This window comes from Aureimonas sp. D3 (assembly GCF_001463805.1).
GTDB classification, from domain to species: Bacteria; Pseudomonadota; Alphaproteobacteria; order Rhizobiales; family Rhizobiaceae; genus Aureimonas; species Aureimonas ureilytica_A.
The window spans coordinates 1-23809 of the sequence record NZ_BBWM01000005.1; the positions used below are offsets into that span (position 1 = coordinate 1).

General features: G+C 65.2%; 27 protein-coding genes. 5 read left to right on the forward strand and 22 right to left on the reverse strand.

The features are described from left to right. The 18 genes from AUL36_RS01940 to motA form a co-directional block, all read right to left on the reverse strand. The coding region (locus AUL36_RS01940) for a flagellin N-terminal helical domain-containing protein (RefSeq protein ID WP_062217450.1) at window positions 1–1593 on the reverse strand (1593 nt) is incomplete at its 3' end. 237 nt (window positions 1594–1830) lie between these two features. Beyond that, window positions 1831–2613, reverse strand: a complete 783-nt coding sequence (gene fliP, locus AUL36_RS01945; RefSeq protein WP_058600915.1) for a flagellar type III secretion system pore protein FliP — start codon at window positions 2611–2613, stop codon at window positions 1831–1833. Continuing rightward, window positions 2610–3221, reverse strand: coding sequence for a flagellar basal body-associated FliL family protein (locus tag AUL36_RS01950; protein ID WP_153003778.1), 612 nt, complete (start codon window positions 3219–3221; stop codon window positions 2610–2612). Before AUL36_RS01950 ends, fliP begins: the two co-directional genes overlap by 4 nt. Before the next feature lie 253 nt (window positions 3222–3474). Next, a complete protein-coding gene (gene flgH, locus AUL36_RS01955) occupies window positions 3475–4182 on the reverse strand; it encodes a flagellar basal body L-ring protein FlgH (protein ID WP_192843405.1) in 708 nt (235 codons plus the stop codon). Beyond that, window positions 4179–4805: a MotE family protein gene (locus AUL36_RS01960; protein WP_062217453.1), complete on the reverse strand. Its 627-nt coding sequence runs from the start codon at window positions 4803–4805 to the stop codon at window positions 4179–4181. Before AUL36_RS01960 ends, flgH begins: the two co-directional genes overlap by 4 nt. Window positions 4806–4813: 8 nt before the next feature. Then, window positions 4814–5884, reverse strand: coding sequence for a flagellar basal body P-ring protein FlgI (gene flgI, locus AUL36_RS01965; RefSeq protein WP_058600962.1), 1071 nt, complete (start codon window positions 5882–5884; stop codon window positions 4814–4816). 122 nt (window positions 5885–6006) lie between these two features. Beyond that, entirely contained in the window at window positions 6007–6492 is a 486-nt protein-coding gene (flgA, locus tag AUL36_RS01970; RefSeq protein WP_058600917.1) for a flagellar basal body P-ring formation chaperone FlgA, read from the reverse strand. Between the two features lie 3 nt (window positions 6493–6495). Next, window positions 6496–7278, reverse strand: coding sequence for a flagellar basal-body rod protein FlgG (gene flgG / locus AUL36_RS01975; RefSeq protein WP_058600918.1), 783 nt, complete (start codon window positions 7276–7278; stop codon window positions 6496–6498). Between the two features lie 14 nt (window positions 7279–7292). After that, complete coding sequence (locus tag AUL36_RS01980; RefSeq protein ID WP_058600919.1) at window positions 7293–7619, reverse strand: flagellar hook-basal body complex protein FliE; 327 nt, start codon at window positions 7617–7619, stop codon at window positions 7293–7295. Between the two features lie 5 nt (window positions 7620–7624). Beyond that, complete coding sequence (gene flgC / locus AUL36_RS01985; RefSeq protein ID WP_058600920.1) at window positions 7625–8041, reverse strand: flagellar basal body rod protein FlgC; 417 nt, start codon at window positions 8039–8041, stop codon at window positions 7625–7627. Window positions 8042–8047: 6 nt separating this feature from the next. Beyond that, a complete protein-coding gene (gene flgB, locus AUL36_RS01990) occupies window positions 8048–8428 on the reverse strand; it encodes a flagellar basal body rod protein FlgB (RefSeq protein WP_058600921.1) in 381 nt (126 codons plus the stop codon). A 302-nt stretch (window positions 8429–8730) separates the two neighbouring features. After that, on the reverse strand, window positions 8731–9180 hold the full coding sequence (locus AUL36_RS01995; protein WP_062217455.1) for a hypothetical protein: 450 nt from the start codon (window positions 9178–9180) through the stop codon (window positions 8731–8733). Between the two features lie 62 nt (window positions 9181–9242). Further along, entirely contained in the window at window positions 9243–10331 is a 1089-nt protein-coding gene (flhB, locus tag AUL36_RS02000) for a flagellar biosynthesis protein FlhB (protein ID WP_058635129.1), read from the reverse strand. Between the two features lie 74 nt (window positions 10332–10405). Then, window positions 10406–11428 carry a FliG C-terminal domain-containing protein gene (locus AUL36_RS02005; protein WP_082655451.1) on the reverse strand — a complete coding sequence of 341 codons (1023 nt, stop codon included), beginning with the start codon at window positions 11426–11428 and terminating at the stop codon, window positions 10406–10408. 10 nt (window positions 11429–11438) lie between these two features. Continuing rightward, window positions 11439–11759, reverse strand: coding sequence for a flagellar motor switch protein FliN (gene fliN / locus AUL36_RS02010; protein ID WP_244498451.1), 321 nt, complete (start codon window positions 11757–11759; stop codon window positions 11439–11441). 192 nt (window positions 11760–11951) lie between these two features. Next, window positions 11952–12302, reverse strand: coding sequence for a DUF6468 domain-containing protein (locus AUL36_RS02015; protein ID WP_058635127.1), 351 nt, complete (start codon window positions 12300–12302; stop codon window positions 11952–11954). Beyond that, complete coding sequence (locus tag AUL36_RS02020) at window positions 12283–13218, reverse strand: FliM/FliN family flagellar motor switch protein (RefSeq protein WP_058635126.1); 936 nt, start codon at window positions 13216–13218, stop codon at window positions 12283–12285. The genes AUL36_RS02015 and AUL36_RS02020 overlap by 20 nt, the downstream gene beginning before the upstream one ends. Before the next feature lie 9 nt (window positions 13219–13227). Further along, window positions 13228–14100 (reverse strand): flagellar motor stator protein MotA, encoded by an 873-nt coding sequence (gene motA / locus AUL36_RS02025; protein WP_058635125.1) that lies wholly within the window; start codon window positions 14098–14100, stop codon window positions 13228–13230. 217 nt (window positions 14101–14317) lie between these two features. On the opposite strand from motA, the gene flgF reads away from it, so the two are divergent. Then, window positions 14318–15043 (forward strand): flagellar basal-body rod protein FlgF, encoded by a 726-nt coding sequence (gene flgF / locus AUL36_RS02030; protein WP_062217461.1) that lies wholly within the window; start codon window positions 14318–14320, stop codon window positions 15041–15043. After that, window positions 15040–16371, forward strand: coding sequence for a FliI/YscN family ATPase (locus AUL36_RS02035; RefSeq protein ID WP_062217464.1), 1332 nt, complete (start codon window positions 15040–15042; stop codon window positions 16369–16371). The genes flgF and AUL36_RS02035 overlap by 4 nt, the downstream gene beginning before the upstream one ends. A 68-nt stretch (window positions 16372–16439) precedes the next feature. Here the strand turns inward: AUL36_RS02035 and AUL36_RS23620 are convergent, their stop codons facing one another. Next, on the reverse strand, window positions 16440–16685 hold the full coding sequence (locus AUL36_RS23620) for a hypothetical protein (protein WP_210168837.1): 246 nt from the start codon (window positions 16683–16685) through the stop codon (window positions 16440–16442). Between the two features lie 98 nt (window positions 16686–16783). On the opposite strand from AUL36_RS23620, the gene AUL36_RS02040 reads away from it, so the two are divergent. Together AUL36_RS02040 and AUL36_RS02045 are read left to right on the forward strand one after the other, a co-directional pair. Next, complete coding sequence (locus AUL36_RS02040; protein WP_062217467.1) at window positions 16784–17707, forward strand: LysR substrate-binding domain-containing protein; 924 nt, start codon at window positions 16784–16786, stop codon at window positions 17705–17707. A 110-nt stretch (window positions 17708–17817) separates the two neighbouring features. Beyond that, the gene (locus AUL36_RS02045) at window positions 17818–19635 is read left to right on the forward strand and encodes an ABC-F family ATP-binding cassette domain-containing protein (protein ID WP_062217470.1); all 1818 of its coding nucleotides are present in this window, start codon (window positions 17818–17820) and stop codon (window positions 19633–19635) included. Window positions 19636–19644: 9 nt separating this feature from the next. Here AUL36_RS02045 and AUL36_RS02050 read toward each other — a convergent pair whose 3' ends face one another. After that, window positions 19645–20607 carry a DUF808 domain-containing protein gene (locus AUL36_RS02050; RefSeq protein ID WP_062217472.1) on the reverse strand — a complete coding sequence of 321 codons (963 nt, stop codon included), beginning with the start codon at window positions 20605–20607 and terminating at the stop codon, window positions 19645–19647. Between the two features lie 150 nt (window positions 20608–20757). Between AUL36_RS02050 and AUL36_RS02055 the strand changes: the two genes are divergently transcribed. Then, window positions 20758–21921 (forward strand): D-alanyl-D-alanine carboxypeptidase family protein, encoded by a 1164-nt coding sequence (locus AUL36_RS02055; protein WP_058635118.1) that lies wholly within the window; start codon window positions 20758–20760, stop codon window positions 21919–21921. A gap of 36 nt (window positions 21922–21957) precedes the next feature. Here the strand turns inward: AUL36_RS02055 and AUL36_RS02060 are convergent, their stop codons facing one another. Continuing rightward, the gene (locus AUL36_RS02060) at window positions 21958–22335 is read right to left on the reverse strand and encodes a response regulator (protein ID WP_082655453.1); all 378 of its coding nucleotides are present in this window, start codon (window positions 22333–22335) and stop codon (window positions 21958–21960) included. Between the two features lie 63 nt (window positions 22336–22398). After that, entirely contained in the window at window positions 22399–23805 is a 1407-nt protein-coding gene (locus AUL36_RS02065) for a sensor histidine kinase (protein ID WP_156418233.1), read from the reverse strand. Between the last annotated feature and the right edge of the window lie 4 nt (window positions 23806–23809).

Here is a 23809-nt window from a genome sequence, read left to right on the forward strand (position 1 = left end):
GATATAGACCGTCGAGTTGTGCGTGCCAACCGAACCCGCCGCGTCCGTGAAGGTGACGTCCATCGCGATGCGGTCGCCAGGCTGAACACCGGACGTGTTGATCGCGGCAGCGAACGTGTAGGCGGCAGCTGTCGACGTGCCAACGGCGGTCGTTGCGCCCCAAGTGCCGCCGTTGTCCAGGTGACCCTTGAGCGTGGTGGCCGAGGTACCGGTCGCCTGAACGTTCGAGATGCCGACAGCCTGGTCCTGGCCCTTGGCAGTCGTCGTCAGGGTGAAGGTGTGGGTGGCGCCAACAGCCGCAGCCGTTACCTTGTTGGTGCCGAGTGTGGTACCACCGTTCATGTCCGTGGCGTTATCGATGGCACTCTGAAGCGCCGTAACGAAGGCGGCCTCGCTAGTCGCAGATCCGGCGTTACCGTTGTTCAACGTCGCCAGGTACGAGCGCGAGCCGTACTGGAACGTGAACGTGATGGTGTCGGAGCCGCTCAGCGCCGTGTAGGTGTTGTCGGTGGCCGGAGCCGTCGTAGCGACAGCCGCAGTGGCCGTGCCAGCACCAGGCGCGGTACCCGTCACGGACGTTCCCAGAAGGCCCGTCAGGACGCCATCGCCATCAACAGCCTGCATACCCGTCACGGCGATCGCGGACGAACCACCCGAGCTGGCCGTGGTCAGCTTGATGTTGTTCGAAGCGTCGACGCTGACAGTCACCTTGCCGGCGCCGACAGCGGTGTCGATCGTGGACTGCAGAGACGAAACGAAGTTCGTCGCGTTGGTGACCGTGGTCGGCTTGAACGTGACCGGCATGACCGAACCACCATCAACCTGCAGGTTGAACGTGATGCGGTCCGTCTTGTCGAGACCGACGAGGTTCAGCGTTCCGAGCGTCGCTACAGCCTGCGTCGCGGTCTGGTTGCCGGTGCCGAGCACCGTGGAAACAGCGCCCAGACCCTGGTTGTTCGGGGTTGCACCGGTCGCGTCGATACCACCAACCGTCAGCAGCGAGCCGTCAGCGGCCGTCAGAGCGTTCTTCGTGTTCAGGAGACCCGAGCTTGCCGGGTTGGCGTCGAAGAGAGCGACCTTCGAAACATCGACGTTCACAGTGCCGATGGAGACAGCGTTGTTGGCGCTGCGAGCGAAGGAAGCGACGATCGACTTGGTCGCGTTGTAGCCCGTCGCCGACGAGTCAACCGACAGCCAGTTCTCGCCCGAAAAAACGGAAGAGCCGGCGATCGACTTTAGCTGGTCCTGAAGCTGGCTGATTTCGTTCTGGATCGTGTTACGATCGACGCCGTCCTGCGTCGCAGCCGTCAGCTTCGACTTGATTTCGTCGAGAACGTCCTTGGCTTTGGTCAGGCCCTGGTAGGCCGTATCGACCGTGGCAGCACCCAGACCGAGTGCATCCTTGACGGTGCCGAGCGACTTGTTATCCGACTTCAGCGTCGCGGAGATCGACCAGTAGGCAGCGTTGTCCTTGGCTTCGCCGATTTTGAAACCGGTAGAGATACGGCCCTGGACGGTCTCGAGCTGAGACTGGGTAGCCTGGAGAGTACGCAGCGCGGTGAGAGCGGCAGCGTTCGTGTTCACAGAGGTCATGGAAGATGTCCCGATAAATACAATCGTTGGGACAGACCGGATCGAGCCGGCATAGGAGTTCGGCTTCATGCCTATGACCGTGAGCCCTTGGGCCTTTCATCGGTCAATCTCCTATGACACTCAATCTAGGAGTCAAAGTTTAAGGCGTGGTAAAATTCGTTTTTGTCACTCGATTTTTCCATTCTGACCACCGCCAAGCCTGTGCTGGAAGCACCAGTCAATAGATCGACTTACTGACTACATGAACGATCGCACCAGACTGCCCGTCAGCATGTTCCAGCCGTCGATCAGGACGAAGAACAGGATCTTGAAGGGGAGCGATATGATGGTCGGGGGGAGCATCATCATACCCATGGACATGGTGAGGGTCGCCACGATCAGGTCGATCACCAGAAAGGGCAGGACGATCAGGAAGCCGATCTCGAAGCCGCGGCGCAGTTCCGAGATCATGAAGGCGGGAACGAGAACGCGGAAATCCACGACCTCCCCTTCCCCAGAGCCCTGCTGCACTTCCGGCAGCCGGTCGCGATTCGAGGCCTGCGCGAAGTCGGAGAAGAGCGCCAAATCTTGGCTGCGCACCTGATCCAGCATGAAATCGCGGAAGGGCTCGGCAATGCGCGGCAGCGCCTCTTCTTCCGTGATCTGCCCCTTCATCAAAGGCTGCAACCCGTCGCGCCAGCTCTGATCGAAGGTCGGCATCATCACGAAGAAGGTGATGAAGAGCGACAGCGAGATGATGATGAGATTGGCGGGCGTCGTTTGAAGGCCGAGCCCCGAGCGCAGGATCGACAGCGCGATGACGACGCGCGTGAAGGCCGTGACCATCACAAGGAGGCCGGGCGCGATCGAGAGAACCGTGACGATGCCGAAAAGCTGGACGATACGGCCCGAGACGGCCGTATCGCCGGCCGGAATCAGCGAGGCCAGGCTGTTGGCGGCATTGGCCACCGCGTCCTGCGCATGGGCGGGCGCGGCCCAGGCCGCCGCGAGCAGCGCGGCGGCGAGAAGCGCGCGTCTCACTTCACCACCAGCGAACGAACGGTGACGTCGACGACGGCGGGCGAGCGCAGGCGCGCGCGCTCCAGAAGGTCTTCCTTCAGATGAAGAAGGCCGCGCGAGCCCTCGATCTGCGCGAGTTCCAGCGTGCGCAGGAAAACGAGCGTGTCGGCCTGGACCTGATTGGTCAGCGCTGCCTCGTCCACCTTTTCCGTGCCCTGCTGGCGCAGCACAAGACCCATTTCGAGGCGGGCCTGCGCGCCAACGGGGGAGGACAGATCGGTGAGAATGGCGGGAATGGTGACGAAGCTTTCCTTGGGCGGTTCGCCCTTGGCTTCCTTGTTGGCGAGCGAGCCGTGCTCGCCCGTCTCCGCCTTGGCCGACTCGCCATGTCCGCCCTCAGCGGGCTTGGCCTCGCCATGCGCGGCATCAGCCGGATGAGCTTCCGCCGCGCTCGCATCGGGCGCGGGTGCGGGAGCCGGTTTCAGGAGGAAGCCCAGCGCCGCGCCGCCGCCGGCCGCCAGAAGCGTCAGCCCCGCCACCACGGCGATCATCTGCATCTTGCCGCCCTTCTTGGCTTTCGGGTCGCCGCCCGCAAGAATGGCAAGCGCTTCGGGAGTGAGGTCGGTCATCAGGCGCTCCGGCACGAGACAATGCGCTGTGGGAAAGCCGCAGCCTCCCGCCCGAGCGGGTTCCATCGCGGCCTCGATGCCCTGCCACTGGCGCGACGCATCGCGGGCGGGTGGGGCATTGAGGAAAGTGTTAATAAATCGTGCTGGCCCGAGCCTGACCGCACCGCGCAACAAAAAACGGGCCGGCGAACCGACCCGTTTCCAAGGGAGAGGATGGAGAGTTCGGGCGAAGCGGCGCTTCGCCCTGGACGCCTCAGTAAGGCAGCGCGTTGTCCAGGACCTGCTGGCCCCAAGCCGGCTGCTGAACTTCCGTGAGGCGACCCCGGCCGCCGTAGGAAATGCGCGCTTCGGCGATCTTCTCGTAGGAGATCGTGTTGTTGGGCAGGATGTCGCCCGGCCGGATGATGCCGGCGATCGACAGAACGCGAACCTCGAAATTGACGCGGATTTCCTGCTGGCCGGCAATATAGAGATTGCCGTTGGGCAGAACCTGCGTGACCACGGCCGCGACGGAGACGTTGATCTCTTCCTGGCGATCGACCGTGCCCTTGCCGGCCGTCTTGGTGCCGTTCTTGAGGCCGAGATCGGCGCCCACAGTGGGAAGCCCCCAGGAGCCGAAGGACCCTTTGAGATCGGCGCCGACGCTGACACCCGAATCGCGCGAGCGCTTGGTGTTGTTGTCGAGCTTGGCTTTGTCGTCGATCTTGATCTTGACCGTGACGATGTCGCCGACATTGAGCGCGCGCGTGTCGCGGAAGAAGTCGGCGTTGCGGCCGGTCCAGAGGGAGTTCACGTGGCGCGGCGGCTCGGGCGAATAGGCGGCCTGCGGCTGAACCACGGGCGGGAACTGATGCAGCCCCGTTCCCACCGGCGTCAGCACGGGCTCCTTCATCAGGTCTTCGCGCGTCGTGGTGCAACCGGCCAGAACGCCGGTGGCAAGAAGGCAGGCGAGGATTCTCACGATTTCTGTTCCTCGGCAGCGGGCGGCGAACCGGCAGAGTCCGCCTGGGCCGCGCGGTCGGTCTTCTGGATGATGATGGAGGCCAGTTCCGCAGCGACGGGCGCGGGCATCTCGGCCAGGATGGCGCTCGCTTGGCGGGACTTGAGACGGGTGAGCAGCGCGGCTGCCGCCGGGCGCGTCATGCCGACAAGCTGTCCGGCGGCCGCGTCCGGCTTCATGCCCGAATAGATCTGGATCATCGTGTCGGAGGTAGAGTCGATGAAAGCCTTGCGCTCGGCCAGCCAGCCTTCGACTTCCTTGCGCTTGGCATCGAGTTCCTCGATCCGGGCGTTGAGCTGACCTTCGGCCTCCTTCAGCTGAGCGAGCTGAAGGGCGTTGCGCGCGTCGAGAGCGGGGTCGGAAATATTGGAGCAGTAACGCTGCACGTCCGTCGTCGGCTGAACCGGAACGGAGGCTTCGGTGCCGTCGGCGCCGATCACGCGCACCTTCACGGGCGTCGTCGGCGGCCCGACGGGCTCCTTGCTGCCCGAAGCCTCAGCAAACTGAAAGCCGCCCAGAACCAGGACGCCGGCCAGAAGCGCGGTGCGAAGCGAAGACGAGCGGACGAAGGGCGAAGGGGTCATGACGGATCTCACTGAACCACGAGGTCGGCTTGAAGCGCGCCGGAGGTCTTGATGGCCTGAAGAATGGCGATGATGCCGGTAGGCTTGAGGCCGAGCCGGTTGAGCCCGCGCACCACGGCGTCCAGATTGGCACCCTGCACGATGGCGAGATTGCCGCCGCCCTGCTGCGCGTCCACCGTCGTGTCCTTGGTCACAACGGTCTGCCCGTTGGAGAAGGGCGCCGGCTGCGAGACATTGGGCGTGTCGGTGATGCGGACTGTCAGGCTGCCATGGGTGACGGCGACCGTCGAAATCTTGACGTCCTGCCCGATGACCACCGTCCCGGTGCGCTCGTCGATGACGACCTTGGCGGCCTGATCGGGCGTGATCTGAAGATCGCCGAGATCGGCGAGGAAGCGGGTCGAGGAGAGCTTGGGCGGGCGCGTCAGCGTGATGTTGCGGAAGTCCTGCTCGCGCGCCACGGGGCGGCCATAGGCCTGCACCGAAAAGGCGTTGATCGCGTCCACCACACGGATCGCCGTGCGATAGTCCGGGTTGCGCAGTTCCATCGTAATAGTGGGCGTGTCCACCGTCGCGCGTTGCACCTCGCGCTCGATCAAGGCGCCGCCGGCGATGCGGCCGGTGGTCGGCGTGCCCTGCGTCAGGCTTTCGTTGGTGCCCTCGGATGAGAAGCCGCTGACGGCGAGCGCGCCCTGGCCGACGGCGTAGATTTCGCCATCGGGACCATAGAGGGGCGTCATCACCAGCGTGCCGCCCATCAACGACGAGGCGTCGCCGAGCGAGGAGACGTTGATGTCGATGCGCGAGCCGATGCCCGAAAAGGCCGGCAGATCGGCGGTCACGACGACAGCCGCGACATTGCGCGTGCGTGGATTGGCCGAGCGCACGTTGACGCCCATGCGGTCGAGCATGGACTGGAGCGATTGTTCGGTGAAGGGCGAGTTGCGCAGGCTGTCGCCCGTGCCCTGCAGGCCGATCACCAGACCGTAGCCGACGAGCTGGTTGTCGCGCACGCCCTTGACGGTCGTGATGTCCTTGATGCGCACGCCGCCCGAGGGGCGCACGCGCGGCACCACCATGTTGAAATTCTCGCGCGCGCCGATGCCGGCCTGGCTGTAGCCGGCGCCCGCATAATCGGCCGCAAAGGCCGAGGTCAGGCCGAAGGAAAGGCTCGTGGCGACGAGCATCGCTCGCTTGAGGCTCATTGTGAGGACACCTCGATCGTGCCGTCTTCCATGGCGATGCCCGAGATCGTGACGCCGCTGTCGGTGTTGCGAACCCGGATGGCCTGACCCGCCGAGCCGGACTGGAGCGGCAGGCCCATGCCGGTGATCAGCAGGCCTTCCTCGCGATAGATCAGCTTGGCCGGAACGCCGGCCGTCACCGAATCGGGCGACTTCAGGTCGGACAGGAGAATGGGCTGGTTGGGCAGCAGCGTGCGGCGGGCGAGTCGGTTCTTCAGCATCCCCTCTTCGACCACGTAGGAGGACAGCTGCTCGCCCGGAACGGTGAAGCGCATCGGGATGATGCCTTTGTCGAGCACGCTCTGGCCGGGATAGACCACGGCGGTCGGCACCGGCAGGTTGAGATCGGCCGCGCCGGCCGGGGCCGGCGACAGTGCGACGAGAAGCCCCGCGCCAAGCAAGCCCGCGAGGGAGAAACGGCGAAGAAGCGGGGCTGCGATCATGGTTTAGCGAATACCCTTCGAGACGACGCCGGCCATTTCGTCGGCTGCCTGGATGACCTTGGAGTTCATCTCGTAGGCGCGCTGCGCCGAGATCAGCTCGGAGATTTCCTTGACAGGATCGACGTTGGAATTTTCCAGATAGGCCTGCTTGATCACGCCATAGCCGGGATCGCCCGGAACGCCGGCGATCGGCGTGCCGGAGGCGACGGTCTCGCGGAACAGGTTGTTGCCCTGCGCGGCGAGGCCCGGCTCGTTGGCGAAGTTGACCAGCGAGATCTGGCCGATGAGCTGATCTTGGCCGCTGACCTTGGCGTAAACCTGACCTGCCTCGTTGATCGAGACCTGCGTCGTGTCCTGCGGGATGGTGAGGCCGGGATCGACCACGAAACCGTCGAGCGTGACGAGCTGGCCGGTGGCGCTTTTGTTGAAGGCGCCGTCGCGGGTGTAGAGCGTTTCGCCGTTCGGGCCTTGGATCTGGAAATAGCCCTGGCCGTTGATGGCCAGATCCAGATCGTTGCCGGTCTGCTGCAGCGCGCCCTGGATATGGACGGTGCGAACGGCGGCCGTGCGCACGCCCAGACCGATCTGCACGCCCTCGGGGATCGTGTTCTCGCCGCCACGGGCGGGCACGCCCTGCGCGCGCTCGACCTGGTAGAGAAGATCGGTGAACTCGGCGCGGGCGCGCTTGTAGCCGGTGGTGTTGATGTTCGCGATATTGTTCGCGATCACTTCGACATTGGTCTGCTGGGCGTTCATGCCGGTCGCGGCGATCGCAAGGGCGCGCATTGCTTTGGTCTTTCTCAGATCGACATGCGGGAGAGTTCAAGATAGGCCGAGACGACCTTGTCGCGGATCGCGATAGCCGTCTGGAGCGTGCGCTCGGCGCCCATGACCGCGTCCACGACGGCCTGGGTCGAGGCCTTGCCGTTCACGCCCTGGATCGAGGTCGCTTCGGCGCTTTTCACCGTCTGGTTCGCTTCGCGCGCCATGTCGGCCATCGCGGCGGCAAAGCCCTGGCCGGCGGCCGCGTGGGCCTCGCCGGCGGCGGTCGTGCCGACCGACATCGAGGTGGGATCGAGGCGGAAAGTGTCGACGCGCGCGGCCGCGCTTCCGATAGCGGGGATCATGGCGTTCAGCCTCTCATGAGATCGATGGTCAGGTTGATCAGCTCACGCGCCTGCTTGACCACCTGCAGGTTCGCTTCATACGAGCGGTTGGCCTCGCGCATGTCGGCCATTTCGACGAGCGGGCTGACATTGGGCATCTTGACGTAACCGTTGCCGTCGGCCGCCGGATTGCCCGGATCGTATTCCGATTTGAACTGCGAGCGGTCGAGGCCGACATCCTTGACCCGAACGATCTCGGCGCCGGTCAGCCGGTCGATCTCGGAGGTGAAGGTCACGGTCTTGCGGCGGTAGGGATCGGTGCCCGGCCCCTCGCCCGTGGAGCGGGCGTTGGCGACGTTTTCGGCCACGACGCGCAGGCGCGTGGACTGGGCCTCGAGGCCGCTGGCGGCAATGCGAAGAGCGGAGGAGATGGCATCGGTCATCGACTGTCAGCCTTTCAGCGTCTGGAGATACATGCGGTGAAAGGCCTTGGCGATCGACGTATCGAGCGCGAAGTCTCGGGAGATCTCACCGGCCTTCAGCATTTCCTGCTCAAGGCTCACCGAGTTGCCGGAATGGGTGATGTCCCAGGGCGTCTGGCGCGTTTCGTCCACACCGAAATCCCGCCCGGCCGAGGCCACGAGATGGCTGGGGTTGGAGGCTGCAAGTTCCAGCTTGGTGGTTTCGAGAACGGAGGTGAAGGGCGACACGTCCTTGGCGCGATAGCCGGGCGTGTTGGCGTTGGCGACGTTCTCGGCCACGACCGCCTGACGCTGCGAAAGCCAGTCTGCGCGGGTGGACGACAGGCCGAAAAGATAAAGATCGCTCATGAAGGCGTAAATCCTCGAGAAACATCTCGTAACGCCGTTTTAAGGATAGGCACTTGTCCGAAGCTGGCCAAACATGAAAAACTCGTTTATTAACCTGATGTTAACAAGTATTAATCGTAATTAATACATGCCACCCGGTCAAAAAAAGACCCCGCTCGAGCGGGGTCTGTGGCGGGTCGGGAGACGAGCGAGGTGCTGGTCAGCGCATGTCCGTGGAAAGGCGAGTTGGCTTTCGAGCCCAGACCATGCGCAAGTCAAAGGACGAGAGCCCGCTTGGCGCAGCCACGCTCGACGCCAATAGCTTACACGCGGGGCGCGGAGCGCATCCGCGCGGCCTCGATGGCTTTCGCCAGACGCTGCGTGTTGACGCTCGGGTCGGCGTCCGGGTCCTTGAAGGCGATATAATTGATATGGACAGCCGCTCGCGTGGCGGTGAGGGTCAGGCGGAAGTGGACGCTCACCTCGGGCAGGCGCAGTTCGAGGTCGAGATCGATGGTCGGGGCCGAGCCCCAGCTCAAGTGCTCCTCGCCGCTTTCGGCAAAGCGCAGGACGCCGGGAGCCAGATAGAGCTGGGCGGAGGATTCCACGATATCGGCGATATTGCCGAAAGCGTCCATGCGCAGGAACGCCACATAGTCGGCCGGTTCCACAAGCCGCAGTTCAGCCACGACCTCGCGGAGGCCGTTCGCCACGAGACGTTCCCGTTCGGCTGCGTGCTTGTTGCGAACGTTAAGCATGACTTGGGCGCCCATGGAGAACCTTTACGCGGGAAGAACAAGATGATCCGGGCAAGGAAACACGCGATCCGGATCGATTAGGCGACACCAATTTCCAGGCGCGTCCCCGGACGCTCATGGAGATAGTAGATGACTTCCGCGACGGCCTTGAAGAATTGCGGAGGGATCATCTGATCGACTTCCACATGATCGTACATCGACCTTGCCAAGAGCTTGTCCTCGACCACAGGAATGTCATGTGTTTCGGCAATCTCGCGGATTTTCAAGGCCATGGCGTCGACGCCCTTGGCCACGACCAGCGGCGCGCCGCCTTCTTCGCGGACATAACGTAGCGCGATGGCATAGTGCGTCGGATTGGCGATCACCACGGTGGCCTTGGGCACCGAGGCCATCATCCGCCGCTTGTTGCGCTCGCGGGCGATCTGGCGCTGGCGCGCCTTGACCATCGGATCGCCTTCGGCCTGCTTCATCTCGTCCTTGATCTCCTGCTTGGACATGCGCAGGTCGCGCCGCCACAAGATACGGGAAAACAGGAGATCGGCCGCCACCAGCAGGATCGTCGCCACGGACACGGCCGCGAGCAGGCGCATGGCCAGACCGAGGATCGTTTCGGGAAGCTGCTGCGGATCTGAAAACATCGTCGCCAACAAGAGAGGCAGTTCCTTGGAAAGTATCCAACCGACGATGATCATAACGCCGAAGAACTTGAACAATGACTTAGCGAACTCGGTGAAACCGCGCTTTCCGAACAGTCTTCCCCAACCTTGAGTTAGCGAGACGTTGGACGCTTTGGGACGAATTCGTTCAAGATTGATCTGGGGCGGATTTTGAAGAAGGGAAGCCAGTATTCCGGCCACGATGAAGAGGCCGGTGGCCGGAAGCACGAAATGCGCGGTCTGCAGCGAGATCGTATGGAGAAAGCCGAGCGCGTCGTAGCCGTTGCCGATCGACCATTGCGTCGGGTTTTCGAAGGTGACCTTCAGATCGCTGAAGAGCTGCGCCGCGTTGTTGCGGGCCTGGAAGATGACGACGCCGATGGCGGCCAGAAGCGAGGCGAGAATCGGCGCTTCGCGAGAGACCGGAAGATTGCCCTTCTCGATCGTATCTTGAATGCGCTTCTCTGTCGGGTCTTCCGTTTGGGACTCTTTGTCCGCACCGTCCGCCATGGTCCGTCCGCTCCCAATCGCATAAGGCACAGGGCCGGGCGCGGACCGTCATGGTCCCCGCCCGGCCCTGGCCGTCATTCGCCCCGTTCGGTGAGGTCGAGCCGGCCTTCCGCCGAAAGGCGCAGCGCGGCGGCGGCGATCGAGCGGCGCGCGTCCTGGACGGCGGTCGCGGCGACCGCTTCGTTGCGGCTGAGTTCGGCCTCGACCATGCGCCGGGCGCGAGCGCCGAGCGCGGAGAGAACGGCCTCGCGCATGGTCTCGTCGGTGCCCGAGAGCGACTGCGTGACCGTTTCGGTCGGGATCGCATCGAACAGGAGCAGGCGGGACTTCCTGGGCAGGCCCGGAATGTCCTCGAAAGCGAAGAGCAGCTTGCGCAGCTCCTTGGCTTCTTCCGGCTCGCTCGTCTCGATCGCGTTCAGGAGATCGTCGGTCTGCCGCTTTTCCATGCGGTTGACGATCTCGGCCAGCGTTGCGTGGCGCTGCTTGCGCTCGGCGCCGTTGCCGGCCGACACGAAGGATTCGCGGAAGCGATGCTCGATCAGGCGCGACATCTGCTCGGTCGGCGGCTTGGCCGACAGCATACGGCGCACCACGTCGTTGCGTAGCGGCCCTTCGAAGGAGGCCACGACCTGCGCCGCGACCTCGGCCTTGAGGCGCTGGACGGCATAGGCGATGACCTGGGGATGCTCCTTCAGGAGCAGCGCCGTGATCGCCTGCGCGCCAAGCTGTTCCATCTCGTACCAGACCGGCAGCCCCGCATCGCCTTCCATGGCCTCGTCGGCGTCGAAGACGAGCGCGAGTTCCTCGCTGGAGAGCGAGGAGCGCAGGAGCTTGGACAGCTCCGAATCCAGGCCGATCAGGCCGGGTCCGGCGCGAAACGCGTCCTGGAAGTCGGCGACGATCGCGTCGAGTTCCACGGCCGTGATCGGCTTCTGCTGCGACGCGCCCTGGCGCAACGTGCGGATTTCTTCCGGCGAGAAATGCTTGAGGAGCTTGGCCGCGCCTTCGCCGCCGAGCGTCAGGAGCAGGATCGCGGCGCGCGCGGCGCCCGATTTCTGCGGCCCTTCGAGCTCCAAAGGAGTGTAAGCACCCAACATGGCCGAACCGTCAGATCGCGCCGGAGGACTTCGCGCGCGCCTGGTGGGCGGCCGGCGACACGATTTCCGTCAGCGTGATGCCGAAGCGCTGATCTTCGTTTTCGAGAACGACCACCTCGCCGCGCGCCACGATGCGGCCATTGACCATCAGGTCCACCGGATCGGAGACATTGGTGTCGAGCTTGACCACCGCGCCGCGTCCGAGCTTCATCAGATTGGCCACCGGCATGACGGTCGAGCCGAGCACGACCTGCATGGTGACGGGGATGTTCATGATGACGTCGAGATTGGGCTGAACCGGCGGCAGGTCGGCCGCGGCCGCCATCGGCATCTCGTCGTCGTAGCCTTCCGCCATGAAGCCGTGTTCGGCGCCGAGCTCGGCGTCGGTCTCGGTGGCGAATTCGCTCTCCTCCATCCCGAAATTCGGGGTGAAGGTCGTTTCGGTCTCGAGGTCGATCGTCTGGTTGGCCATGGAAGAAAAGGTCCTTCGGAACGTCGTCGGGTCGAAGCGACCCATCATTTATTAACGAATAGCGACTGGAACTGACGCGAAGCGGGAGGGCGTGTCGGCATCGTTGGCCGGGGCGATCCGGCGGCGCTCGTAGCTGTCGAGAATGATGTCGAGCCGCTCGGCGAGTTCGCGGGCTTCGGCCATGCGCTCCTCGAGGGTCTGGAGCGTACGGACGCCCTCGCTCTTGAGAAGCACGACGGCATTGGCCGCCTTGTTGATGGACTGATCGGCGTCCACCAGTACGGCCCGAAGCGCCGTCTCGTCGCTGCGCAGCCGGCGCAGCTCGCGATACATGGTGCCGGTGCGCCAGCTCGTGACGAGCAGGGCGCTGACCAGAAGGGCGTCAATCAGCCAAGATGTCATCGATGAATTCCTCCGTCGGATCGACCGCTTCCTCGATGCGCACCATGTAGCTGTCGCGCGAGCGACCCATGTGCCCGCGGAACAGACGCTGCCCCTCGCATTCGAGAACGAGCAGGCTTTCCATCGTGACGGCGAGCGAGATCGTCTGGCCGACCTGGAAACAGGCGACTTCGCCGAGCGTGGTCGGATGTTCGGCCAGAAGCGCGCTCACGCGCATGTCGGCCTTCTGGAATCCGGCTTCGAGCCCCTTGGTCCAGCTCTCGTCGACGATCGAGGGGCTGGTGTCGGGGATGACGGCCAGCGCGCGCTTGTGCGTCGCGAGGACCGACTCGGGGATGGCGACCCGCATTGCCGCCACGCAGCGTCCGATCGACAGCTCGAATCGGAACTCCACGAACTGCCGGCTGTCGGCCGGGATCAACGCATCGACCTTGGCGCCAATCTCGTCGACGATGAGGCGGTCCGGCGCCATGGCGAGCGGGGCGATGTCACCGAACACGCCGTTGCCGCAGTCCACGAAGGCGCGCAGCGCGTTGTCGGCGAAGAACCGGGCGACGCTGGTGAGCGGGCGACCGGCTTCGGGCTTGTTGCGCCCGTCGCCACCGAAGGCCGCTTCCGCGATCGTGTCGGCGAAGAACGGGCCGGCGGCGAGAATGGCGGTCTCGCGCCATTTGGGCGAGCGCACGGTCAGCGCGAGCTGGGTCTCTGTGGCGCTCATCGAGCCGGCATCGAACGTGAAGTTCGAGAGGTCCACGAACTCGATCTTGAGGGGCGTGGCATAGTTGGCGTTGATCTTGGCCGTTGCGGCCTCGGCCCAGGCGGCGCCGATGATCTTGAGGCGGGGATAGCGGTCCGGTTCGATCCGGGCCGCCGAGCGAAGACGCTCCCCGATGCGGCGGTCGGTAACGGTGTCCATGGAGCCTCCTTAAGCCGCGGGAGCCGCTGCGCCGCCGCCGATCGTCTCGGCTTCGACCTGATCGATGGTCGGACGGTCATAGGCGGAGATCGCCTTGCGGCCGTATTCGAGCGCCACCTGCGGCAGGGCGCCGTTCATGTAGGCGATCAGCGTCTGCTTGATGATGACATACATGCGCATCTGCTTGTCGCGCACGGACTTGATCTTGGCCGCCATCGGGGCGAACACGCCGTAGGAGAAGAAAATGCCGGCGAAGGTTCCCACCAGCGCCGCGCCGACCAGATGGCCGAGCACTTCGGGCGACTGGTCGAGCGCGCCCATGGCGTGAACGATACCCAGAACGGCGGCGACGATGCCGAGCGCGGGCAGACCGTCGGCAACTTCCTGAACCGCCTGCTTGGGCTTCATCTTGTCATGCTGGACGGTGTGGATTTCCTCGTCCATCAGCGCCTCGATCTCGTGCGGGCGGGCATTGCCGATGATGATCAGGCGGCAATAATCGCAGATGAAGTTGGTCATCGCCTGGTTCTTCAGGATGTTCGGAAACGCGCTGAAGATCGCCGACTCGGCCGGATTGTCGACATGGGCTTCCACTTCCGAGCGCGACTTGGAGCGCATCTCGCGCATCAGGGAGTGGAGCAGGCTGAGCAGGTCGAGATAGTCGCGCTGCTTGGGAACGGCGTCCTTGAAGGCCTCGCCCATCGCCTTGCCGGTGTCCTTGACGACCTTCATGTTGTTGGCGACCAGGAACGTGCCGAGCGAAGCGCCCAGAATGATAAGCAGTTCGTAGGGCTGCCAGAGAACATAAAGATGGCCGCCGGCAGCGACATAGCCGCCGAGAACGCAGCCAATCGTGACGAGAAGGCCGAGAATGATACCCATCGGGTGCCCCTGGTGAAGAAAGGATTTCGTTAACCCTTAGGCACCCCGACTTGCGTGAGACTGTGCGTTGCGCAACAGCTGGAGCGTGCATCGCGCGGTCAGGTTCAGGCCATTTGCGGCAGGTTATTGTCAGGGAGAACGGGCTTTTTCCGAACTCGGATCAGGCCCGCCCGCGCCCTGCGGACCCGGCATTTCCTCGCGATCCAAGGCCTCCCCCATGCAGACATCGCTTCCCGTCGCTCTCTCCGGTCAGCTCGCAACGGAAAAGCGCCTCGACACGATCGCCAACAATCTGGCGAACGCGCGCACGGTCGGCTTTCGCTCCGAAGAGGTGAAGTTCGAAAGCTTCCTGTCGCGTACCGCCCCCGAGACGGTCGCCTTCACCTCAGGCGGCGAGCGCTACATCTCCACTCGCGCCGGCGAGCTGACGCAGACCGGCAATTCGCTGGATATGGCCGTCAAGGGCGACGCCTTCTTCGCCATCCAGACCCCCAAGGGCACCGTCTATACGCGCGACGGGCGGATGCAGATGAAGCCGACCGGCGAACTCGTCACCGTCAACGGCGAGCCTTTCCTCGATGTCGGCGGCGCGCCCCTGATGATCGATCCCTCGGGCGGTCCGATCTCCATCGCCCATGACGGCATGATCACGCAGAAGAACGTGCAGATCGGCGCGGTCGGCCTGTTCAAGATGCCGGTGGGCGCCGACCTCCAACGCGCCGGCACCTCCGGCGTCGTTCCCAACAAGGCAGCCCAGCCGCTGGTGGATTTCGAGGATACGGCCGTCGCGCAGGGCTATGTGGAAGGCTCCAACGTCAATCCCATTCTTGAGATGACGCGCCTCATCGAAGTGCAGCGGGCCTTCGAGCAGGCCGCCAACATGATCCAGACCTCCGAGAACTCGCTCAACTCCGCCGTCACCCAGCTCGGAGCCACGAAATGACGGCAGGCTCCAGGCAGAAGGTCGATCTTTCGGGCCTGAACGAGCCGTTGATCCGCATCAGCGGGCATATCGTCGATGTGTCCGCGCAGTCCTTCCGCGTGGCGGGCCTCAGCCCCTATGTGAAGCTCGGCGACTGCGTGGTCTGCGACGGCCCCGAAGGCGAGGAACTGGGCGAGGTCGTGCGCGTCGAGGAAGCCTCGGCCACGGTGAAGCCCTTCGCGGTGCGCTTCCAGAGCGGCGTTCGCTCGCTCGCCTGGCGCACCGGCCCCGTCACGGTATCGCCGGCCGCCAGCTGGCGCGGGCGCACGATCGATGCGTTCGGTCGCCCCTGCGACGATCGGGGCCCCCTCGAACAAGGCCCGGTCAGCTATCTTACCGACACGCTGCCGGACGCTGCGCTGCGGCGCGGGCGGGTGACGCAGCCGGTGGCCACCGGCGTCAAGGCGATCGACATTTTCACGCCGCTCATTCGCGGCCAGCGCATGGGCATCTTCGCCGGGTCGGGCGTCGGCAAATCCACGCTCATGGGCATGTTGGCGCGCGCCAAGGGCTTCGACACGGTGGTCGTGGCGCTGGTGGGTGAGCGCGGCCGCGAGGTGCGCGAGTTTCTCGAAGTAACCATGCAGGGCGAACTCGGCCGCGTCGTGACCGTGGTGGCGACAGGCGACGAGAGCCCGATGATGCGCCGTCTCGCACCCAAGACCGCGATGACCGTCGCCGAATATTTCCGCGACCAGGGCGACCATGTCCTCCTCATCGTGGATTCGGTGACGCGCCTTGCCCATGCGGCGCGCGACGTGGCACTGGCCGCCGGCGAGCCGCCGGTGGCGCGCGGCTATCCGCCGAGCGTCTTTTCCGAATTGCCCCGCCTTTTGGAGCGCGCTGGCCCCGGCGCGCCGGACAGCGGCACGATCACCGGTCTCTTCGCGGTTCTGGTGGATGGCGACGACCACAACGAGCCGGTGGCCGATTCCATTCGCGGCACGCTGGACGGGCATATCGTGCTCAGCCGCTCGATCGCCGAGGAAGGCCGCTTCCCGGCCGTGGACGTTCTCAAATCCATCTCGCGTCTGGCCGACCTGTCCTGGAGCCACGAAGAGCGAGAACTGGTCACGCGGCTGCGCTCCATGATCTCGCGCTACGAGGACACGCGCGACCTGCGCCTTCTCGGCGGCTATCAGCGCGGCGCGGACGCGACGCTCGACCAGGCAGTCGATCTCGTGCCTCATGTCTATGGCAATCTTCTGCAAGGCCCCGCCGACGGCCCGACCGACCAGCCCTTCGACGAACTGTCCCGGCGTCTCAAGGCCGGCATGGCCGGAAGCTGACATGGCAAAGCGCCGGGGCGAAGCTCCCGGCGCTCCTCGATCCGCAGCAAGGCTGCATCGGCCCCGCGTCAGTCCAGACGCGATCGCCTGGCTGGCTCGCGTTGGCTCCAGCCTTCCAGTTCGGCGCGTGGCCGCTCGGCCGGCCCGTCCCGCCAGCCGATGTCTCGCTTGATCCAGTCGGGCATCTCGTCTTCGCGCATCGTACCATGAGGCGGCGCGAGACGTCGCGCCAGCGCACCCAACCATAAGCCGAGTTTTGTCCACGCATGGCGGGGCTCCGCCGCGTGCGCTCCGTCGAGCATGCCCGTTCGCATGGGTTCGATCCCTCTGTTGATAGGCTCGAACATGGCGTGAGGCGGCTTGCGGGTCCAATCGAAGCTCGCGCATAATGCATAAGGGAGCTTTATGCATCATGTCTCGCAACCTGCCGCCGCTTGCCGCCCTTCGCGCCTTCGAAGCCGCCGCGCGCCATTTGAGCTTCACCAAGGCGGCGGCCGAGCTGGGCATGACGCAGGCGGCCGTCAGCTATCAGATCAAGATTCTGGAAGAGCGCGTCGGCGCACCGCTGTTCCTGCGGGGCAAACGGCAGATCGCGCTGACGGAGGTCGGAGAGCGGTTCGGCTCAAACGCGAGCCAGGCCTTCGATCTCATCGCGGACGCGTTCGAGGCCGCGCGCGGCGGGGCTTCGGGCGTTCTCACCATCAGCGTCATCCCGACCTTCGCGACCGGCTGGCTGGCTCGGCATCTCTACGCCTTCCAGCTGTCTCACCCTGAGCTCGCCGTGCGACTCCAGACGACACGCGTGCTCGCGGACTTCGAGCGCGAGGGCGTCGACATCGCCATTCGCGGCGGTCCGAGACCAACCAGCCCTCTCGTCTCGCATCTTCTGCTGCGCGCCGATTTCACGCCGATGCTGAACCCCGCGCTGGAGGCGAAAGTCGGCCTGCCGCTCGGCAGCCCCGCCGACCTCCTGCACTATCCCCTGATCGACCCGACCGATCCCTGGTGGAACGAGTGGTTCGCCCATGCGGGAATCGAGCGGCCGGGCTTCGACAAGGATGACGGCCACAAGATGGGCGGGCAGGATCTGGAGGCCATCGCGGCGGCGGCCGGGCATGGCGTCGCGATCCTCACGCCCTTCTTCTACAAGGAGCTTCTGGCGTCCGGGCAGTTGCGCCAGCCCTTCGACCTCCTCTGCCCGACCGAGCGGGGCTATTGGCTCTGCTATCCTCCCGCGCGCCGGACCTCGCCCAAGATCAGGGTGTTTCGCGAATGGCTTCTCGGGCATTTCCCGGAGGGGGAGAAGGAGCGATCAAGCTTCGGGCCGAGCGGCTGATCGCGTCCGGTGCGCTCGCCTTCGCACCGCACTCCCCCGCCTGCTGTTTTCGCAGGGCCTCCAACGCCGAGACAATTCCGCTTCGGCCGGAAATGCTCTAGAAGCCGCCCATGGCTCCTCCCCCGCTCCTTCGCCTCGACGGCGTGCGCCTCACCTTCGGCGGCACCCCTCTTCTCACCCATGTCGAACTCGGCGTCCTGCCGGGGGATCGCATTGCACTGGTCGGGCGCAACGGCTCGGGCAAATCGACCCTCCTGAAAATCGCCGCTGGGATCGTCGAGCCCGATGGCGGCGAGGTCTTCCGCCAGCCGGGCGCGACCATCCGCTATCTCGCGCAGGAGCCCGATTTCGGCGCGGCCGAGACGGTGGAAGCCTATGTCATGGCGGGCCTTGGCCCCGCCGACGAGCCCTACCGCGTCACACGTCTGATTGAGGGTCTCGGACTTCGCGCCGACGCGCGGCCGGGCGATCTGTCGGGCGGCGAGGCGCGCCGTGCGGCGCTGGCGCGCGTTCTCGCCCCCGAGCCCGACATCGTGCTTCTGGACGAGCCGACCAACCATCTGGACCTTCCGACCATCGAATGGCTGGAAGAGGAAATCCGCTCTATCCGCTCGGCCGTGGTCATCATCAGCCATGACCGTCGCTTTCTGGAGCGCACGACCGAGGCGACCGTCTGGATCGATCGCGGCTCGGCGCGCCGCCTGAACGAAGGCTTCGGCGGGTTCGAAGCGTGGCGCGACAAGGTTCTCGAAGAGGAAGAGCGCGACCTCCAGAAGCTCGATCGCAAGATCGTGCGCGAGGAGCACTGGCTGCGCTATGGCGTCACCGCCCGGCGCACGCGCAACGAGCGCCGCCTCGCCGGCCTGCACCAGCTGCGCGCCGACCGCAAGAACGCCCGCCGCGCCGTGGGTACGGTGGAAATGGTGGTGGGCGAAACGCGCGAAAGCGGCAAGCTCGTCATTGAAGCCAAGGCCATCTCCAAGGCCTATGGCGAGCGCGTCCTGATCGACGATTTCTCGACGCGCATCCAGCGCGGCGATCGCGTCGGGCTCGTCGGTCCCAATGGCGCGGGCAAGACCACGCTTCTCAAGATGTTGATCGGCGAGACGGAGCCCGATTCCGGCACCGTGCGTCTCGGCACCAATCTGGACCTCGCCTTTCTCGACCAGAAGCGCGCCTCGCTGCGCGACGATCTCTCGGTCGCCGACGCGCTGACGGACGGGCGCGGCGATCAGGTCATGGTCAATGGCGAGCCGCGCCATGTCGCGGGCTATCTCAAGGACTTCCTGTTCCAGGCCGAGCAGATCCGAACGCCGGTCGGCAATCTGTCGGGCGGCGAGCGGGCGCGTCTGCTCCTGGCAAAAACCCTCGCGACCCCCGCCAACATTCTCGTTCTGGACGAGCCGACCAACGATCTCGACATGGAGACGCTGGACCTCCTTCAGGAACTCATCGCCAATTATCCCGGTACGGTCCTTCTTGTCAGCCACGACCGCGACTTTCTCGATCGCACCGTGACGAGCGTGATCTCGCCCGAAGAGAACGGGCGCTGGCTGGAATATGCGGGCGGCTACAGCGACATGGCCGCCCAGAAACGCGGCGCGCAGAAGGAAGCGCGCAAGGCCGAGAAGCCGAAACCGGCGGCCTCGGGCGGATCCGCAAGCACTGCATCCAAGCCGGTGGGCGCGGCGACCAAGCTCTCCTTCAAGCAGAAATTTGCGCTGGAGAATCTGCCCAAGGAGATCGCCAAGCTGGAAGCCGCGATAGCCAAGGCGGAAGCCGAGATGGCCGATCCCGCGCTCTTCACCAAGAACCCCGATCGCTTCTCCAAGCTCGCGGGCGCCATCGAGAAGGACCGCGCGGCCTTGGCCAAGGCCGAGGACGAGTGGCTGGAGCTGGAAATGCTGCGCGCCGAGATGGAGGGTTGAGCGTCAGGCTCAGCCGCCCCTCACCGCCTTCCAGGCCGGGGCGATCACCCGGCCGACGATCGGGATCAGCGCGAACCCGACGACGAGTCCGACCAGCCCGGAGCCGAGCGCCGTGACGAACCAGCCCAGAATGCCGCCGATGCCGGGGGCGAGGTTCGCCACGGTGAGGCTCGCCTCGTGGATCACATGCTCGATCCCGTCCAGCCCGTATCCGGCGAGGCCGTGGACCAGAATTCCGCCGCCGACCCAGACCATGGCCGCCGTGCCGACCACCGCCAGCACGCGCAGGAAATGCGGCATGACGCGGACCAGCCCACGCCCGAAGGCGGCGAGCGCCCCCTCCCCCCGCCGGGCCAGCGCGACGCCGACATCGTCGGCCTTCACGATCAGCGCCACCGCGCCATAGACCACAGCCGTGATGCCGACGGCCACGATGGCCATGACCACCGCCTTGGTCCAGATGCTGCCATCAGGCAGACCGGCCAGCGTGATCGCCATGATCTCGGCCGAGAGGATGAAGTCGGTCTTCACCGCGCTCGCCACGCGCTGCTCTTCCAGAAGCGCGGCGTCGGTCGTCGGCGGGACGGACGTGTCCTCATCAGCGTGCTCGGCATGGGGCACGAGCTTCTCGTAGATCTTTTCCGCGCCCTCGAACGAGAGATAGCAGCCGCCGAGCATCAGGAGCGGCGTGATCGCCCAGGGCGCGAGAGCGCCGAGCGCCAGCGCGATTGGCAGGAGAAACAGGAGCTTGTTGCGCACCGAGCCCTTGGCGATGCGCCAGACGATGGGCAATTCGCGGTCCGCCGAGAAGCCGACGACATAGCGCGGCGTCACGGCCGCATCGTCGATCACGACGCCCGCTGCCTTCGCACCGGCCTTGGCGGCTTGCGCGCCGACATCGTCCAGCGAGGCCGCCGCGACCTTCGAGAGGGCCGCCACGTCGTCCAGAAGGGCGATCAGTCCGATGCTCATGATGCTTGCAGCCTTGATCGAAAGAACACAGTCCGACCCCGTTCATACACGCGGAATGTCCATCCAACGAGATCGTGCGCACTCGCCGCTTTTCTTTTACGCGGTGCGATGCACTCTTGGATCACGGGCAGGCATTCAGGGAGACGCATCATGGCTTCAGGCACGCGGATCGAATCGCGGACGATCGCGACGCGGCTTTTGACCCTGGCCGGGCTGTTGCTCGTTCTCGGCCAGCCCGCAGCGGCTTTGGAAACGAGTGCGCGCACGGCGATGATGGTCGATCTTGCGAGCGGCACCGTTCTGTTCGAGAAGAGCCCGGATCAGGAAATTCCGCCCGCCAGCCTGTCCAAGCTGATGACGCTCGCCGTCATCTTCGATGAATTGCGCAAGGGCTCGGTGCGGCTCGACGAGACCTTTCCCGTGTCGGAATATGCCTGGCGCACCGGGGGCGCGGCGTCCGGCGGCTCGACCATGTTCCTGCCGCTGAACTCACAGGTGAGTCTCGGCGATCTCATCAAGGGTATCGCCATCCAGTCCGGCAACGACGCGACGATCGTGGCGGCCGAAGGGATCGCCGGCTCGGTGCCGGCCTTTGCCGAGATGATGAACCGCAAGGCGCGCGAGCTGGGGCTCACCCATTCGCATTTCGCGAACCCGCACGGGCTGCCCGATCCCGGCCAATATGTCTCCGCGCGCGATCTCGTAACGCTGGCAAGCTACATCATCCGCGAGTTTCCCGAGCAGTATCCGCTCTTTTCGGAAGAGGAATTCACCTTCAACGGCATCACCCAGCGCTCGCGCAACCCCTTGCTGGCGCTGGGCGCGGACGGGTTGAAGACGGGGCACACGGCGGAAGCGGGCTATGGGCTCGTCGCCTCGGCCAAGGACGACACGGGCCGGCGAATCGTCTTTGCGATGACGGGCCTCAAGAGCGTGAAGGAGCGGGCCGAGGAAGCCCGCGCCATGATGACGGCCGGCCTGCGCGGCTTCGAAACGGTGGTGGTGGCCAAGGCCGGCGAGGCGATCGGCGAAGTGCCGGTGCAGAACGGGGCCGAGCCGAGCGTGCCGGTGCGCCCGGCCGGCGAGATCCGGTTCCTCCAACCGCGCGGCGCAGGCGGCGGTCCGGTCACGACCGAGATTCAGCCGATCGGCCCGGTGGACGCGCCCGTGCCCGAGGGCCGACGCATCGCGCAGTTGAAGGTCATGCGCGACGGGCAGGTCCTGCGCGAGGAGCCGCTCTACGCGGCCAAGCCCGTCGAGGCGGCCGGCCTGTTCCAGCGCATCCAGAACAAAGTGCTCGGCCATTTCCGATAAGGGCAGAGAGGCCGCCGGGCGCGGCCTCTTCGTCTGTCAGAGCGAGGGCCGCGTCATGGCATCGGCCACGGCGTGATGGGCATAGGGCTTGCAGAAGAACAGGCTGTCCTCGGGGAGTTCGTCCACCTCCGGCCCGCGCACGCCCGACGTGACGAGGATGCGCACGGACGGCCATCGCTCGCGCACCGTCGCCGCCAGGCGGTAGCCATCCATCGAGCCGGACATCTGCACATCGGTGAAGAGCACGCGAATGTCGGGTGACGATTCCAGAAGGCGGATCGCCTCGTCGGCGTTGCGTGCACCATAGGACACGAAGCCGGCCTCTTCGGCGATGTCCATCGCATCCATCATCATCAGCGTGTTATCATCGACAATCACGGCGCCGGGGCGCTGGGGCAGGAAAGCACGACCCAAGGGAAGTATCCTTCGAACGAGACGGGCTCGGACGCGTCCGGAGCCATTAGTTCGAAGCTATTACTATAGCCTTGCGCTCACCTTTCCATGCAGCGCGAAGACCAGGCCCTCCGGCGGGAAATCCATGGACGCCGAACCGTCGAAATAGGGCGCGACGATCCGCTGGATCAGCCGTGTGCCGAAGCCCTTGCGCTCCGGCGAAACGACGGGCGGGCCGTCGGTTTCGCGCCAGGTGAGATCGAACGCGCCTTCGGGCGACACGGCCCACTCGATGTCCACATAGCCGGTTTCGTTGGATAAGGCGCCGTACTTCACGGCGTTGGTGCCCAGTTCGTAAAGCGCCAGCGACAGCCCCAGCGCCTGCTGGCTGCGCAGCACCAAGGACTGGCCGGATACGCGGATACGCTCGCGCACATGTTCCAGTGCCACCAGCGCGGAGGCCACGACCTCGTGGATTTCGGCCGTTTCCCAGTCGTCCCGCGTCAGGATATCCTGCGCGCGCGCCAGCGCGGCGATGCGGCCGGACAGGGCGTCTCTCCCCTCCTCCAGCGAACCGACCTGGCGTAGCGTCTGCGTGGCGATGGCTTGCACCATGGCCATGGAATTCTTCATCCGATGGGCCAGCTCCCGCGTCAAATCGACTCGCTGCTGATCGGCTAGGATGCGGGACGTCACGTCGTAGCCTTCGACGAAAATGCCCGTCACCTGCCCGGCGGTGTCGCGCAGCGGCTGGTAGACGAAATCGAGATAGCGCTCGACGGGCTGGGTGTCCGGCTCGCCCGCCACCACATAGCGCGCGCCTGCCTGCGTCAGGGCTTCGCCGCTCGCATAGGCACGGTCGAGCAAGTCGCCATAACCCTGCTCCATCGCGTCGGGCAACGCGTCCGCGACGGGACGGCCAATCAGATCGCGGTTTCCGATTAGCGCCTGATAGGCGGGATTGACCCATTCGAAGCGGTGCTCCGGCCCCTGCAACATGGCCATGAAGCTCGGGGCCTGCTGAAACATCTGCCTGAATCGGGCGCGCTCGGCCAGGATCTGACGCCGCGCGATCACCTCGCCCGTGGTTTCCGTGCAGGCGCAGAACATGCCGCCCACCTCGCCCGACTCGATGCGAACGGGCGTGTAGGAAAAGGCGAAATGCGTTTCCTCTGGATAGCCGTTCCGGTGCATCACGAATTCGATATTGTCCATATGCGTGGAGACGCCCGCATAGGCGCGGTCGAGGATCGGCTCCACCACGTCCCAGAGGTCGAACCAGAGATCGCGAAAGGGGCGGCCGAGCGCCTGGGGATGGCGCTGGCCGCACATGGCGGCGTAGCCGTCATTATAGAGGGTGATCCGGTCCGGGCCCCAGACGATCAGCATCGGCTGACGCGACCCGAGCGTGATGCCGACAACCGTCCTCAGGCTTTGAGGCCATGCCTCGACAGGCCCCAGCGATGTCGCGGACCAATCGAACGCACGCATCAAA

Coding starts and splice junctions, on each gene's coding strand:
- AUL36_RS01950 (WP_153003778.1), bottom strand. CDS start 3,221: ATGACCGACCTCACTCCCGAAGCGCTTGCCATTCTTGCGGGCGGCGAC.
- AUL36_RS01960 (WP_062217453.1), bottom strand. CDS start 4,805: ATGACCCCTTCGCCCTTCGTCCGCTCGTCTTCGCTTCGCACCGCGCTT.
- flgI (WP_058600962.1), bottom strand. CDS start 5,884: ATGGTGGTGCCGCGCGTGCGCCCCTCGGGCGGCGTGCGCATCAAGGAC.
- flgA (WP_058600917.1), bottom strand. CDS start 6,492: ATGATCGCAGCCCCGCTTCTTCGCCGTTTCTCCCTCGCGGGCTTGCTT.
- flgG (WP_058600918.1), bottom strand. CDS start 7,278: ATGCGCGCCCTTGCGATCGCCGCGACCGGCATGAACGCCCAGCAGACC.
- AUL36_RS01980 (WP_058600919.1), bottom strand. CDS start 7,619: ATGATCCCCGCTATCGGAAGCGCGGCCGCGCGCGTCGACACTTTCCGC.
- flgC (WP_058600920.1), bottom strand. CDS start 8,041: ATGACCGATGCCATCTCCTCCGCTCTTCGCATTGCCGCCAGCGGCCTC.
- flgB (WP_058600921.1), bottom strand. CDS start 8,428: ATGAGCGATCTTTATCTTTTCGGCCTGTCGTCCACCCGCGCAGACTGG.
- AUL36_RS01995 (WP_062217455.1), bottom strand. CDS start 9,180: ATGGGCGCCCAAGTCATGCTTAACGTTCGCAACAAGCACGCAGCCGAA.
- flhB (WP_058635129.1), bottom strand. CDS start 10,331: ATGGCGGACGGTGCGGACAAAGAGTCCCAAACGGAAGACCCGACAGAG.
- AUL36_RS02005 (WP_082655451.1), bottom strand. CDS start 11,428: ATGTTGGGTGCTTACACTCCTTTGGAGCTCGAAGGGCCGCAGAAATCG.
- fliN (WP_244498451.1), bottom strand. CDS start 11,759: ATGCCGATGGCGGCCGCGGCCGACCTGCCGCCGGTTCAGCCCAATCTC.
- AUL36_RS02015 (WP_058635127.1), bottom strand. CDS start 12,302: ATGACATCTTGGCTGATTGACGCCCTTCTGGTCAGCGCCCTGCTCGTC.
- AUL36_RS02020 (WP_058635126.1), bottom strand. CDS start 13,218: ATGGACACCGTTACCGACCGCCGCATCGGGGAGCGTCTTCGCTCGGCG.
- motA (WP_058635125.1), bottom strand. CDS start 14,100: ATGGGTATCATTCTCGGCCTTCTCGTCACGATTGGCTGCGTTCTCGGC.
- flgF (WP_062217461.1), top strand. CDS start 14,318: ATGCAGACATCGCTTCCCGTCGCTCTCTCCGGTCAGCTCGCAACGGAA.
- AUL36_RS02035 (WP_062217464.1), top strand. CDS start 15,040: ATGACGGCAGGCTCCAGGCAGAAGGTCGATCTTTCGGGCCTGAACGAG.
- AUL36_RS23620 (WP_210168837.1), bottom strand. CDS start 16,685: ATGCGAACGGGCATGCTCGACGGAGCGCACGCGGCGGAGCCCCGCCAT.
- AUL36_RS02040 (WP_062217467.1), top strand. CDS start 16,784: ATGTCTCGCAACCTGCCGCCGCTTGCCGCCCTTCGCGCCTTCGAAGCC.
- AUL36_RS02045 (WP_062217470.1), top strand. CDS start 17,818: ATGGCTCCTCCCCCGCTCCTTCGCCTCGACGGCGTGCGCCTCACCTTC.
- AUL36_RS02050 (WP_062217472.1), bottom strand. CDS start 20,607: ATGAGCATCGGACTGATCGCCCTTCTGGACGACGTGGCGGCCCTCTCG.
- AUL36_RS02055 (WP_058635118.1), top strand. CDS start 20,758: ATGGCTTCAGGCACGCGGATCGAATCGCGGACGATCGCGACGCGGCTT.
- AUL36_RS02065 (WP_156418233.1), bottom strand. CDS start 23,805: ATGCGTGCGTTCGATTGGTCCGCGACATCGCTGGGGCCTGTCGAGGCA.